At 66.4% G+C, this 12,565-nt stretch carries 12 protein-coding genes and 1 tRNA gene; 4 read left to right on the top strand and 9 right to left on the bottom strand.

What is annotated here, in order from left to right; all coding sequences use genetic code 11:
* Window positions 1-13: 13 nt before the first annotated feature.
* From fabD to rpaB, 4 genes are read right to left on the bottom strand one after another with little or no spacing between them, the layout of a single operon-like run.
* On the bottom strand, window positions 14-904 hold the full coding sequence (gene fabD, locus QZ189_RS04720; RefSeq protein WP_296416212.1) for an ACP S-malonyltransferase: 891 nt from the start codon (window positions 902-904) through the stop codon (window positions 14-16).
* A gap of 28 nt (window positions 905-932) precedes the next feature.
* Entirely contained in the window at window positions 933-1,958 is a 1,026-nt protein-coding gene (locus QZ189_RS04715; RefSeq protein WP_247476912.1) for a beta-ketoacyl-ACP synthase III, read from the bottom strand.
* 29 nt (window positions 1,959-1,987) lie between these two features.
* Entirely contained in the window at window positions 1,988-3,340 is a 1,353-nt protein-coding gene (gene plsX / locus QZ189_RS04710; RefSeq protein ID WP_296416213.1) for a phosphate acyltransferase PlsX, read from the bottom strand.
* Entirely contained in the window at window positions 3,321-4,070 is a 750-nt protein-coding gene (rpaB, locus tag QZ189_RS04705) for a response regulator transcription factor RpaB (RefSeq protein ID WP_247476915.1), read from the bottom strand. The genes plsX and rpaB overlap by 20 nt, the downstream gene beginning before the upstream one ends.
* 124 nt (window positions 4,071-4,194) lie before the next feature.
* Here rpaB and radA point away from each other — a divergent pair, with 124 nt between their 5' ends.
* Window positions 4,195-5,637 carry a DNA repair protein RadA gene (gene radA / locus QZ189_RS04700; protein ID WP_010313304.1) on the top strand — a complete coding sequence of 481 codons (1,443 nt, stop codon included), beginning with the start codon at window positions 4,195-4,197 and terminating at the stop codon, window positions 5,635-5,637.
* Between the two features lie 15 nt (window positions 5,638-5,652).
* Here radA and QZ189_RS04695 read toward each other — a convergent pair whose 3' ends face one another.
* Window positions 5,653-6,174 carry a photosystem I assembly protein Ycf3 gene (locus tag QZ189_RS04695; protein WP_010313302.1) on the bottom strand — a complete coding sequence of 174 codons (522 nt, stop codon included), beginning with the start codon at window positions 6,172-6,174 and terminating at the stop codon, window positions 5,653-5,655.
* A gap of 100 nt (window positions 6,175-6,274) precedes the next feature.
* On the opposite strand from QZ189_RS04695, the gene QZ189_RS04690 reads away from it, so the two are divergent.
* The 3 genes from QZ189_RS04690 to QZ189_RS04680 are packed head-to-tail and all read left to right on the top strand — an operon-like array spanning window position 6,275 to window position 10,212.
* Window positions 6,275-8,626, top strand: coding sequence for a cation-translocating P-type ATPase (locus QZ189_RS04690; protein ID WP_296421116.1), 2,352 nt, complete (start codon window positions 6,275-6,277; stop codon window positions 8,624-8,626).
* Window positions 8,619-9,263 (top strand): dTMP kinase, encoded by a 645-nt coding sequence (gene tmk, locus QZ189_RS04685; protein WP_010313296.1) that lies wholly within the window; start codon window positions 8,619-8,621, stop codon window positions 9,261-9,263. Before QZ189_RS04690 ends, tmk begins: the two co-directional genes overlap by 8 nt.
* A complete protein-coding gene (locus QZ189_RS04680) occupies window positions 9,256-10,212 on the top strand; it encodes a DNA polymerase III subunit delta' (RefSeq protein ID WP_296416215.1) in 957 nt (318 codons plus the stop codon). The genes tmk and QZ189_RS04680 overlap by 8 nt, the downstream gene beginning before the upstream one ends.
* Here QZ189_RS04680 and QZ189_RS04675 read toward each other — a convergent pair.
* The 4 genes from QZ189_RS04675 to QZ189_RS04660 form a co-directional block, all read right to left on the bottom strand.
* The gene (locus QZ189_RS04675; protein WP_010313292.1) at window positions 10,209-10,979 is read right to left on the bottom strand and encodes a response regulator transcription factor; all 771 of its coding nucleotides are present in this window, start codon (window positions 10,977-10,979) and stop codon (window positions 10,209-10,211) included. The genes QZ189_RS04680 and QZ189_RS04675 overlap by 4 nt on opposite strands.
* A 303-nt stretch (window positions 10,980-11,282) precedes the next feature.
* Window positions 11,283-11,354: transfer RNA gene (locus tag QZ189_RS04670), tRNA-Asn, on the bottom strand.
* 33 nt (window positions 11,355-11,387) lie between these two features.
* Window positions 11,388-12,083 (bottom strand): ABC transporter ATP-binding protein, encoded by a 696-nt coding sequence (locus QZ189_RS04665; RefSeq protein WP_296421113.1) that lies wholly within the window; start codon window positions 12,081-12,083, stop codon window positions 11,388-11,390.
* Window positions 12,076-12,303, bottom strand: a complete 228-nt coding sequence (locus tag QZ189_RS04660) for a hypothetical protein (RefSeq protein WP_247476922.1) — start codon at window positions 12,301-12,303, stop codon at window positions 12,076-12,078. Before QZ189_RS04660 ends, QZ189_RS04665 begins: the two co-directional genes overlap by 8 nt.
* Window positions 12,304-12,565 lie beyond the last annotated feature (262 nt).

Raw genomic sequence — 12,565 nt, 5'->3', positions numbered from 1 at the left:
TTGACGGGGCGATTCACAGCCCCAGGTCGGCGGCGGTGGCGATCTGCGCGTTGGTGATGCCTTCGGTGCTGCGTTTGATCAGGCCGCTGAGGACGTTCCCCGGTCCGATCTCCACGGCGGTGCTGATGCCGGCGGCGGTCATGGCCTCCATCGTTTCGCGCCAGCGCACCCCCGTGGTCATCTGGCTGCGCAGGCGTGCCTTGAGCGCCGCACCGCTGGTCTCAGGGGTGGGGTCGGTGTTGCTCAGGACCGGGATCGAGGCGTCGGCGAAGCTGACCTCCTCCAGGGTGGCGGCGAAAGCCGAGGCGGCCTGCTCCATGAAGGGGGAGTGGAAGGCGCCACTGACCGCCAGGGGGATCGCCCGCTTGCACTTCAGCTGGCTGCTGACGCTGTTGACGGCCTCAGGGCTGCCCGAGAGGACCACCTGGGCACTGCTGTTGTCGTTGGCAATCACCACGCCTTCGGTGGCATTGACCAGGGCTTCGAGTTCGCCGCGGTCAAAGCCCATGACGGCGGTCATTGCGCCGCCACCGGCGGCGGCCATCAGTTCGCTGCGGGTCTTCATCAGCTGGATACCCGTTGCGGCATCGAACACGCCGGCCGCATAGAGGGCCACCAGTTCGCCGAGGCTGTGGCCAGCCACCAGGTTGGCGCTGCGGCCCTGGGCCTTCAGGCCATCCACCAGCAGGCTTTCCACCACAAACAGGGCGGGCTGGGTGTTGCGGGTGTCGCCCAGATCGCTGAGCTCGCCCTCGGCTTCGCCGTTGCAGATCGCCAGCAGGTCGCGGCCCAGCAGGGTGGATGCGGCCTCAAAACGCTCCTTGGCTCCTGGGAGTTCCAGGACCCCCGCGGCCATGCCCACCTTCTGAGAGCCCTGTCCAGGGAAAACCCAGGCGTTACCCATGGCCGCGCATTGAAGTGACCGGGGGAGCCTACGCGGGGCCCTTCCAGCGCAACAGGGCTCCGCCCCAGCTCAGTCCAGCGCCAAAGCCACTGCTGGCGATCAGGTCACCGGGTTGAACGCGGCCATCCTTGACGGCCTCGTCGAGCATCAGGGGAATGGTGGCGGCAGAGGTGTTGCCGTAGTTGCTCAGGTTGCTGAGCACCCGCTCGTGGGGAATCTTGAAGCGATCGGCCACCGCATCGAGGATGCGCTGGTTGGCCTGGTGCAGCAGCAGCCAGTTGAGTTGCTCCGCTTCGGTTCCGGTGTCCTCCAGTAGCTCCTTCAGGACGGCGGGGACTTCGCGCACGGCGAACTTGTAGACCTCCTGGCCGTTCATCCGCAGGGGCTCAAAGCCACCCTGCTGGGCACTGACCCCGTCGAGGACCGGGTGATGGCTGTCGGTCTGAGCGAGGGTCAGGCAGCCATTGCGACTGCCATCGGAGCGCATCTGGAAGCCCAGCAGGCCGTCCTGGTCGGCGGGGCAGGCTTCGACGGCCACGGCAGCGGCGGCATCACCGAAGAGCACGCAGGTGGTGCGGTCGTCCCAGTCCACCCAGCGGCTGAGCTGATCGGCGCCGATCACCAGGGCCCGGCGCATGGCACCGCTGCGCAGGTATTGGCCGGCGGTGATCAGGGCAAAGAGGAAGCCACTGCAGGCGGCGGTGAGGTCAAAGGCCACCGCGTTTTTGGCGCCGAGGGCCCCTTGAACCCGGGGGGCTGTGCCAAAGAGATCGTCGGGGCTGGAGGTGGCCATCAGGATCAGGTCCAGATCCTCCGGTTGCCAACCGGCATGCTCCAGGGCGGCCTCAGCTGCGCGCGTCGCAATGACGGTCAGGGGTTCATCGGCATTGCAGATGCGCCGTGCGCCGATGCCCGTGCGGGTGCGGATCCACTCGTCGCTGGTGTCGACTCGGGTGCTGAGTTGTTCGTTGCTAACCCGGTTCACTGGCACAGCACTGCCGCACCCCACCAGGGCCATGCCCCAGGGGGTCCCGGCTTTGGCAGCGCTGGTCATATGGCCTGGCCCGAGACGGTGGGGGTCAGTCAACCACAGGCAATGGTTTCGTTTTCGGCTTCGCTGAGGCGGTGCAGGTCGTCCATCACGCCGTGGTTTGCAGCGGAATGGGCGATGCGCAGGGCGCTGACCACCGAGAGCGCTTTGCTGCTGCCGTGGCCGATGACGCAGACCCCATTGACCCCGAGGAGCAGTGCGCCGCCGTGTTCAGCATGGTCGAGGCGTTTCTTGATCCGCCGCAGGTTGCTCATCAAGAAGGCGGAGCCGACCTTGCCGCGGCGGCCGCGGGGGAGCTCGGCCTTGAGCACATCCAACAGAACACTGCCCACGCTCTCCAGGAACTTCAGCAGCACGTTGCCGGTGAAGCCGTCGCAGACGACCACATCAAAGTCACCGGAGAGGACGTCGCGGCCCTCGCAGTTGCCGGCAAAGCGGAAGCGGGTTTCAGCCGCCATCAGGGGATAGGTCTTGAGGGCCTGGTCGTTGCCCTTGCACTCCTCCTCGCCGATGTTCAGCAGGCCGATGCGGGGCTCTTGGACCTGCAGGACATCGCGGCTGTAGATGTTCCCCAGGAGAGCCCACTGGTGCAGGTAGCTGGGCTTGGCGTCCATGTTGGCGCCGACATCGAGCACCAGCACCTGCTGAGCGGGATCTTTGGTGGGGAAGAGGGCGCCAATGGCCGGGCGATCGATGCCCTTGAGCCGTCCCAGCCGGAAGATGGCTGAGGCCATCACCGCCCCGGAGTTGCCGGCGGAGTAGACGGCCGTGGCCTCTCCAGCCTTCACCAGATCCATGGCCATGTTGATGCTGGCGTCACGCTTCTTGCGCACCACCGTGGCCTCTTCGTTCATGCCCACCGAAGGGCCACTGGGCACCAGTTCAAGCAGGCCCTTTTGTTGCGCTTCGCTCAGTTCCTCGCCCAGCTCGAGTTCGGCAACGGCCGCCTCCACAGCGGCGGTTTCAGCCACGAACTTCACCCGTACGGGCAGCAGGCGGACAGCCCGCAGGCAGCCTTCGAGAATCGGACCGGGGGCGTAGTCGCCGCCCATGCCATCGACGGCGACCCAGAGCCGATCGGCATCGTTGATGGCTTCACCATCCACACCACCCACGCCTTGCTGCAGGCGCCGGAGGGGGTCAAAGACCAGGGGCTGCAGCACCGTATTGGCGGCTGCACCGGCCGCTCCAGCCGCCGTTCCCGCCGTGGTGACGACGGAGCCCGCCATCGAGCCCGCTGCCGTGCCGGCTGCGGAGGCTGAACCCACCAAGCTGGTGACGGCCGCATTGCGGCGATACCAAATCACCAGCCGCCGTATGGCTTTCGGGCGGTTTCGGCGGTTTGAGGCGCCTTGGCCCGTCGCGTCAGTTGGATTCTGGGGCAACGGCTTCAACGATGCGTTGGAACAGATAGCCGGTGCCGCGAGCCGTGAGGATCAGCTCGGGGTTGGCCGGATCGTCTTCCAGTTTGGAGCGCAGCCGGGAGATATGAACATCCACCACCCGGGTATCGACATGGCGCTCGGGGGTATAGCCCCAGACCTCCTTGAGGATTTCGCCGCGGCTGAAGGGTTCGCCGCTGCGGCCCACCAGCAGCTCCAGCAGGCTGAATTCCATGCCGGTCAGGCGAATGCGCTCATCGCCGCGGAACACCTGACGCTTGTTGGTGTCAATCCGGATTTCGTTGATTTGGATGACGCCTGAATTGGGGATCCCGGCAGCCCCCTCCTTGTCGATTCGGCGCAGCACGCAGCGGATGCGGGCTTCGAGCTCCTTGGGGCTGAAGGGTTTGACGACGTAGTCGTCGGCACCGAGCTCGAGGCCGGTGATGCGGTCGGCCACGTCCCCGAGGGCCGTCAACATCACGATTGGAACGTCGGATTCCTTGCGCAGTTCCTGGCAGACGCCGTAGCCGTCCAGCTTGGGCATCATCACGTCCAGCACCACCAGGTCCGGGTTGGTGTTGCGGAAGGCCTCCAGTGCCTCTTGGCCGTCGCAGGCGGTGACCACCTGGTAGCCAATCATCGAGAGGCGTGTTTCCAGGATGCGGCGGATGCTCGCCTCGTCATCCACGACCAGAATCGTTTCCTTGGCTGGAGCGGAGGAGGCCGTCATTGCGCCAGTCTGGGTGGCCATTACTAAGTGATTAGACCTACTGAAGAGGTCTGGCGGGGTTCGTGATCGACGAAACCCCACATTCGTCATACACCGTCTTCATCCCTCTGCCCGATTCAGCCCTGTGGCACGCACCACCAGCACCTACGTCTGCCAGAGCTGCGGAGCCCAGACCCGGCAGTTTTTTGGCCGCTGCTCCAGTTGCGGCAGCTGGAACAGCCTGGTGGAGCAGTCCGCCCCCGCCAGCGACAACCGTCGCCGCCGGCCGGTGGTGGCCAGCGAGGCCGATGCTCCAATCCCCGCCGCGCCGCGCCGCTCCGAGCCCATTGCGGCCGTTGGCGATCGCCCCTTGCAGCGCCTGGCCAGTGGCTACAGCGAGTTTGATCGCGTTCTCGGCGGCGGGTTGGTGCCGGGTTCCCTGGTGCTGTTGGGGGGTGACCCCGGCATCGGCAAGAGCACGCTGCTGCTGCAGAGCGCCCAGGCGATGGCGGCCCGCCATTCCGTTCTCTATGTGAGTGCGGAGGAGTCGGCCCAGCAGGTGAAGCTCCGCTGGCGCCGGCTGGCGGAGGAGCAAGGGGAGCTCCCGCCCCCGCAGGAGGGGCCTGGTGGGCTGCAGCTCCTGGCGGAGACAGACCTGGAGTTGGTGCTGCAGGAGCTGGAGGCGCTGCGGCCGGCCGTGGCTGTGATCGACAGCATCCAGGCACTGCACGACGGCGAACTGGGCAGTGCCCCGGGCTCCGTGGCCCAGGTGCGGGAATGTGCCGCCGCCCTAGCGCGGATCGCCAAGCGCCAGAACACGGCGCTGTTGCTGGTGGGCCATGTCACCAAAGAAGGCATGTTGGCGGGGCCGAAGGTGCTGGAGCACCTGGTGGATGCGGTCCTGACCTTTGAGGGGGATCGTTTCGCCAGCCATCGCTTGCTGCGGGCGGTGAAAAACCGCTTTGGCGCAACCCATGAATTGGGGGTGTTTGAGATGCGCGGCCAGGGCCTGGCCCAGGTGCTCAACCCCAGCGAGCTGTTTTTGGGCAGCGATGAACCCAGCGCCGGAACGGCGACGATCGTGGCCTGCGAGGGCACCCGGCCACTGGTGGTGGAACTGCAGTCCCTGGTCAGCACCACCAGTTACGCCAGCCCCCGCCGCACCGCCACAGGAATCGGCACCAACCGCCTCCACCAGATCCTGGCGGTCCTGGAGAAGCACCTGGGGCTCCCCCTCTCCCGCTTCGACTGCTACTTGGCCGTGGCCGGTGGCTTGGACGTGGAGGAGCCCGCGGCTGACCTGGGCGTGGCGGCCGCTGTGGTGGCGAGCTACCGCGATCTGACCCTGCCGCCGGGCACGGTTCTGGTGGGTGAGTTGGGTCTGGGCGGCCAGTTGCGTCCCGTGGGGCAGCTGGAGCAGCGCCTGCAGGAGGCGGCTCGCTTGGGCTTCAACCGGGCTGTGGTCCCCAAGGGCTCCGGCTTGGGCCGGCTGGCGGCCGGCTTGGACCTGCAGCTTCACGAGGCGGGGAGCGTCGCTGAAGCCCTGGTGGCGGCCCTGGGGGTGAACCCCGCCGATGACAGGGCTTAATTCCCCAACGCCAACTCAGAAGTAGACGTCAACGCTGCCGCGGCCGCTGGTCTTGAGCCAGTTCTGGGCTTCGATGTAGTTGTTGGGCGCCAGGCGGATGGCCTTGCCCCAGAAGTCCGCCGCCAGATCAAAGCGGCGATCGGCTTCATCCCTCTCGCCCTGCTCTTCGGCGATGGAGCCCAGGTGGTGGTGAATCACCGCCATGTTGTTCAGCGCCTGGGGCATCTTGCCGTTGAGATCCAGGGCCTGGCCGTAGTGCTCGAGAGCCTTTTCGTGCTCGCCATTGCTGGCAAACACCAGGGCCATGTTGTAGAGGATGAAGGCCTTGTCGTTGGGGTCTTCCTCAAGCTTGAGCGCTTCGGCGTAGTTGTCGAGCGCTTCGGCGTATTCACCGTCCGCCTGGGCGCTCATGCCATCGCGGTAGTACGCAAACGCTTCTTTGGCCCGTTGGTTGGTGGGCAGCACCTTGAGGATCAGGTCCGCCATCACCGTGAAGCTCTTGTCGATGAAGTTGTCGTTGCGCTGGGAGCGGGGCACGGCTTGCACCTGAGCTTCGTCGCCCCATCCTGACTTGTGCCCTGCGGATCAGGGGAGAACCGTGAGAACTCCCTAGCCTGGGGCTCCTCTCTGTGTCTTCGTGTCTCCAGAGCTCGAGCCAGCAGCCCAGCCGGTGGCGCCGCTCTTGCTGGATGTGGAGGGCATGAAGTGCGGCGGTTGTGTCCGCGCGGTGGAACAGCGCTTGCTGGCCCAACCCGGAGTGCGGCAGGCCAGCGTGAATTTGCTCAACCGGACGGCCTGGGTGGGACTGGACCCCGACGTCCAGGAACCAGCCCAGCCCTTAATTGAGGCCCTGGCGGCGATGGGCTACTCCGCCGCGTTGCGGAGCCTCGATGACGAGGACCGGCCCTTGAGCCTGGCGCAGCGGCAGCAACAGTTCAGTTGGTGGCAGCGCTGGCGCCAGCTGATGGTGGCGCTTCTGCTGCTCGTGTTCTCGGTCTCCGGGCACCTGGCGGAAGCCGGTCAGCTGCCCCTTGCCCCCCTGGCGGACATTCGCCTGCATGCGCTGGTGGCGACCGCGGCTCTGCTGCTGCCGGGGCGCCCGATCTTGGTTCAGGGTTGGCGTTCGGCCTGGGCCGGTGCCCCGGGAATGGACACCCTGGTGGGCTTGGGGATGGGCAGTGCCTACCTCGCGAGCCTGGTGGCCTTGCTCTGGCCGGCGGTTGGCTGGCAGTGCTTTTTCAACGAGCCGGTGATGCTGCTGGGCTTCGTTTTGATGGGGCGTTTCCTCGAGGAGCGGGCACGCTTTCGCACCGGACGGGCGCTGCAGGAGTTGGCCCGTTTGCAACCGGATCAGGCGCTGCTGGTCTTGGGCAGTGGCGCTCAGGTGCGGCTCGAGCCGGTGCGCGTCGGCGCCCTGCGCCCGGGGGATCGCCTGCGGCTGCTGCCGGGGGATCGGGTCCCGGTGGACAGTCGCGTGCTCGAGGGCCAGTCGAGCTTGGATGTCTCCAGCCTGACCGGTGAACCCCTGCCGTTGCTGGCGGGTGTCGGTCAGGAGCTCGCGGCGGGTTCCTTGAATCTGCAGGCGACCCTGGAGCTTGAGGTGCTGCGCCCCGGCCGCGAGAGCGCCGTGGCGCGAATCATTGCTTTGGTGGAAAGCGCTCAGGCCCGCAAGGCGCCGATTCAAACCCTCACCGATCGGGTGGCGGGGCGCTTCAGCGTCGTGGTGATGCTGTTGGCCCTGGGCACGTTCCTGTTCTGGTGGTTGATTGGCGCCCAGCTCTGGCCGCAGGTCTTGAGCGCTGCACCGGCACTCCACCAGCACGGCGGGCACCGCAGCCTGGGCTTGGCGGCTGAAACACCGTTTGTCCTGGGACTTCAGCTCAGCATCGCGGTCCTGGTGGTGGCCTGCCCTTGCGCCTTGGGACTGGCGACGCCAACGGCCATCACCGTGGGGAGTGGCCGGGCCGCCCGTTCCGGGGTGCTGTTTCGCGGTGGCGATGTGATCGAGGCGGCCTCCCGTCTGGGCACGCTCTTCTTTGACAAGACGGGGACCCTGACGGTCGGTCGCCCCACGGTGCGGGCCGTGATGCTGGCTGACCCTGGCGGCAGCGAATCGACCCTGATTCAGCTGGCGGCCAGCCTGGAGGCGCAGACCCGTCACCCTCTGGCCCATGCCCTGCTGCAGCGGGCGCAGCAGCTGGAGCTCGCGCTGCTCGAGGTGAGCGAAGCCAGCACCCTGGCTGGCGATGGCGTGCAAGCCCAGGTCACGGGCCATGGCCTGGCTCGGGTGGGACGACCGGCCTGGTTGCTCCAGGAGGGAGTGGAGATGGCCGAGGAGCATCGGCTGTGGTGGAGCGCGCAGGAAGAGCAGGGCGCGACGGTTGTGGCTGTTGCCACGAGCCAGTTGCAGGGCCTGATCGCCATTGATGATCAGCCGCGTGGGGATGCTCCAGAGGCCCTGGCCCAGCTGCGCTCCATGGGACTGCGGTTGGGGTTGTTGAGCGGCGACCGCCAGGCGCCTGTGCGGCACCTGGCCAGCCAGTTGGGCTTGCCGCAAGAGGAGTTGGCCTGGGAACTGCTGCCGCAGCAGAAGCTGGAGCGGATCGATCAGGCGCGCGGGGCCTCGAGCGGACCGGTGGGGATGGTGGGCGATGGCATCAATGACGCACCGGCCTTGGCCGCGGCGGACCTGGGTATTGCCGTTGGAACGGGAACCCAGATCGCCATCGATACCGCTGATTTGGTGGTGCTCGGCGAACGCCTGGAGGCCATCCCGATGGCGCTGCGGCTCGCGCGTCAGACCATGGCCAAGGTGCGGCAGAACCTGATTTGGGCCTTTGGCTACAACCTGGTGGTGTTGCCCATCGCCGCCGGGGTGCTCCTGCCAGGCTTTGGCGTCGTGCTGTCACCCCCGCTGGCAGCTCTGTTGATGGCGATGAGCTCAATCACTGTTGTCGTGAACGCACTGTTGTTGGGGCGCCATGACTAGGCGGGGTCGTTTTCTGGTCCTGGAGGGCATCGACGGCTGTGGCAAGACCACCCAGATCGAAGCCCTGAAGCAGTGGTTGCCCAGCAGCGGCTTGATGCCCGAGGGGGCGCAGTTGCTGGTGACCCGGGAGCCAGGTGGCACGGCCTTGGGCCAGGCCCTGCGCCAACTGCTGCTGCATCCGCCTGGGGACGCCGCCCCCGAGTCCACGGCGGAGTTGCTCCTGTACGCGGCCGATCGCGCCCAGCACGTTCAGCAGCGCATCGCTCCGGCCCTGGAGGCCGGCCACTGGGTGCTGAGCGATCGCTTTGTGGGGTCGACGGCGGCCTATCAGGGCTACGGCCGCGGCCTCTCCTTGGCGTTGATTGAGCAGCTGGCTGGAATCGCGACCGCCGGGCTGGAACCCGATCTCACGGTCCTTCTGGAGATCCCCTTGGCGGAGTCCCTGCGCCGCCGAGGCCATCGCCCGGCCGATCGCATCGAAGCCAGCGGCGAGGCCTTCCTGGCCCGGGTCTGTGCTGGTTTCACGGCCTTGGCCCAGCAATACGGTTGGTGCCGCATTGAGGCCAGCCAATCGCCAGAGGCGGTCAGCGCAGCCCTGCAGGCCGCCATCCACGCCGCCTGCGCCAGCGATGGCTGAGCTGTTTGAGGATCTGCTGGGGCAGCCCCAGGCGGTGGCCCTACTGACTGCGGGACTGCAGCACCAGCGCCTGGCTCCGGCCTATCTCTTTTGCGGTCCCGACGGAGTGGGTCGTCGTCTGGCGGCATTGCGCTTCCTGGAGGGAGTGATTGCTGGGCTGGATGGCTCCCCCTCGGTGAGGCGTCGGCTGCAGGACGGCAACCATCCCGATTTGCTGTGGGTGGAGCCCACCTACTCCGACAAGGGTCAGCTGGTGCCGGCATCCCAGGCGGAGGCCGCCGGCGTGAGCCGCAAGGCGCCCCCCCAGTTGCGCCTGGAGCAGGTCCGGGCCGTGTCGCAGTTTTTGGCCCGCCGGCCGGTGGAGTCCCCCCGCTGCCTGGTGGTGATGGAGACCGTGGAGGCGATGGCCGAGGGCGCGGCCAATGCCCTGCTGAAGACCCTGGAGGAGCCCGGCGACGGGATGTTGATCCTGCTGACGGCCTCTCCGGATCGGCTGCTCAGCACGATTCGCTCCCGCTGCCAGTCGATCGCCTTCGCGCGGCTTGAACCCCAATTGCTGGAGGCGGTGCTGCAGCGCCATGGCCACGGGGGAATGGCCCAGGCCGGTGACCCGCCGGAGCTGCTGGAACTCGCGGCCGGCTCCCCCGGTGCCCTGCTGGAGCAACGGGCCCAATGGCAGGCCTTGCCGGAGGGCTTGGCCGAGCGTTGCAGCGCTTTTTCAGGCGGCGATGCAGCGCAGACCCCGCTGGTGGCCCTCTCCTTGGCCCGGGACCTGTGTGAGGCGCTGGATGTGGAGCAGCAGCTCTGGTTGTTGAACTGGTGGCAGCTGCGTCTCTGGCGTCAACGCCAGGATTCAGTCCCCCTGAAGCGCCTGGAGCAGCTCAGGGGGCAGCTGCGCAGTTACGTGCAACCGCGCTTGGCCTGGGAGGTGGCGTTGCTGTCGCTTTAAGCGGCGGTGCGCCGGTTGTCGCGGGCCTGCTGCACCAGTTGGGCCAGCTCCTCTTGATGGTCTCCGCTGGGGAGCTCTAGGCAGTAGCCAGCGCCGTAGACGGTCTTGATGAAGCGAGGTTTGCGGGGATCGGGCTCGAGCTTGGTGCGCAGGTGACGCACGTGGACGCGGATCGTTTCGATGTCGTCGTCGGGCTCGTAGCCCCAGACCTCTTTGAGAATCAGTGAGGGGGCCACGGTCTGGCCATGGCGCTGCAGCAGGCAGTGGAGCAGTTCGAACTCCAGGTGCGTCAGCCGCACGGGCTCGTCAAACCAGATCGCCTCAAAGCGCTCGGGGACGAGTGTCAGGCAGCCGTAGTTGAGGATTTCGTTGTGCTTGGTCGAGAGCGGCGCGCGATCGGAGCGGCGCAGGAGCGCTTTGATCCGCACCAGGAGCTCTTCGAGGTCAAACGGCTTCGCGAGGTAGTCGTCTGCACCGGAGTTGAAGCCGCTGACCTTGTCTTTGGTGCTCCCTAGGGCGGTGAGCATCAGCACCGGGATGCGGGAGGTGCGCTCATCGCGCCGGAGTCGCTGGCAGAGGGTCAGCCCGTCGACCTTGGGCAGCATCAGATCCAGCAGGACCAGATCGGGGGTGTACTGCAGGGCCAGTGCTTGGCCTTTGATGCCGTCCTCGGCCCGCTGCACGTCGAAGCCGCTGTGCTCCAGGTGTCCGGCCACAAGCTCGCGCATGTCGCCGTCGTCTTCGATCAGCAGGATGCAGGGCTTCATGACTGGCTCCTCGGTAAACGGGGTCGCGGTTGCAGTGAAGGGCCGAAGTTCACCGTCGGTATTCTCCGCGGCTTTTTGTGCTTCTGCACAACATTGCTTCGCCTTGGCTTTGGCCTCTCGGCCAGCTGGCTTCAGTGCTGGAGACGGATCTGGGCGAATCGCCTCTGATCGCTCGGGTCTGAATCTTCAGCTTTTCTTTCGTCTTTCGGGTTGCGATTCCGGGTCGTTTGTTGTGAAGCGATTGCTGGCTTGAGATCAATGGCCAGCAAAAAGCCCCAGCCATGGGGCTGGGGCTTTGAGAAACTCCCCGGGCGGGATTCGAACCTGCGACCAATCGATTAACAGTCGACCGCTCTACCGCTGAGCTACCGAGGAATGATCCCTGTCGGGACCCGAAGAACATACCTTTCAGCCCTTCCTCGTCGCAAGGGGCCTGAGCTGGGTCTGGAGGGTTGTGCCGGCTTGCCAGGGGCCGATGCTGCCCCGTTCCATCAGCGCGGCACCGTCGCACCAGTTCAGTTCCTCCAGTCGGTGGGTGATCCAGAGGGCGGTGATGGGTTGCTCGGCGCGGTGGCAGAGCTGATGGATCAGGTTGATGACTTCCTGTTGGCTGGTCTCATCGAGTAGGGCGGTGGGCTCGTCGAGCAGCAGCAGCTGGGCATCGCTCGCCAGCGCTCCGGCGATCGCCAGGCGTTGCTTTTGACCGCCACTGAGGCTGTGGATGGGGCGTTGGCGAAAGCCCCCAAGGCCCACCTGCTGGAGGGCATGGGTGACGCGCTCCAGCCGTTCGCTGCTCGGCAGATGGCTGGGGAGCGAGAGCTCGATGTCGCTGCCGCAGCTGGGCAGCAGCAGCTGGTGATCGGGGTTTTGGAACACCAAGGCCGGCTTGAGGGGGCGCTGCAGTTGGCCCTCGCTTGGCTCCAGCAGGCCGGCGATCAAGCGCAGCAGCGTGCTTTTGCCGCAGCCATTGCCGCCCACCAGCATCCAGAGGCCCGGGCGAGGAATGGAGAAGCTGCAGTGGTTGAGGGCGCGATGGCCGGTCGGCCAGGTGAAACCCAGGCGATCGGCCAGGAGAGCGGGCTGCCCTCCGCCTGCCTCAGCCATCGAAGCTGAAGCCAGGGCGCTTGCTGCCGCCACCGAGGCTGGATTTTTCGTAGGTCTGAACGGCCACGACCTCACTGGTCAGCAGGCTGATGCGCTTGCTCTCTTCTTTTTCGCAGGTCAGCTCCAGCAGGCGGGGCTGGCCGGACTCCATGGCCTGTTTGATCTGGTTGTAGAGATCCTGCGCGGCGCTTTGCTCCTTGCGCTGGACCGCGACGGGCATCGGGCTCAGCTTCAACGAGAGCTCAATTACAAACACAGGAGCAGGGTTTCAAGCAGGCCCCACTCTGGCGAACCGGCGCACCGGCTGCTGTTGGCCTGAGTACATCTACTCATTCGCTCCTTGGTCGCGCTGGAAATTGCCCCAGGGCTCGCCGCCAGCCGCGCGTTACCCGTACAGTGCGCGTGTAACGCTTCATGAAGCCGCTCTCATGACGATCGCTGTAGGGCGCGCGCCGCAGCGGGGATGGTTCGACGTCCTCGAT

The sequence above is a fragment of the Vulcanococcus sp. CPBay_Sum15L08_68 genome (assembly GCF_017855895.1).
Taxonomy (GTDB): Bacteria; Cyanobacteriota; Cyanobacteriia; order PCC-6307; family Cyanobiaceae; genus Vulcanococcus.
This window is presented reverse-complemented; position numbering and strand designations above follow the sequence as displayed.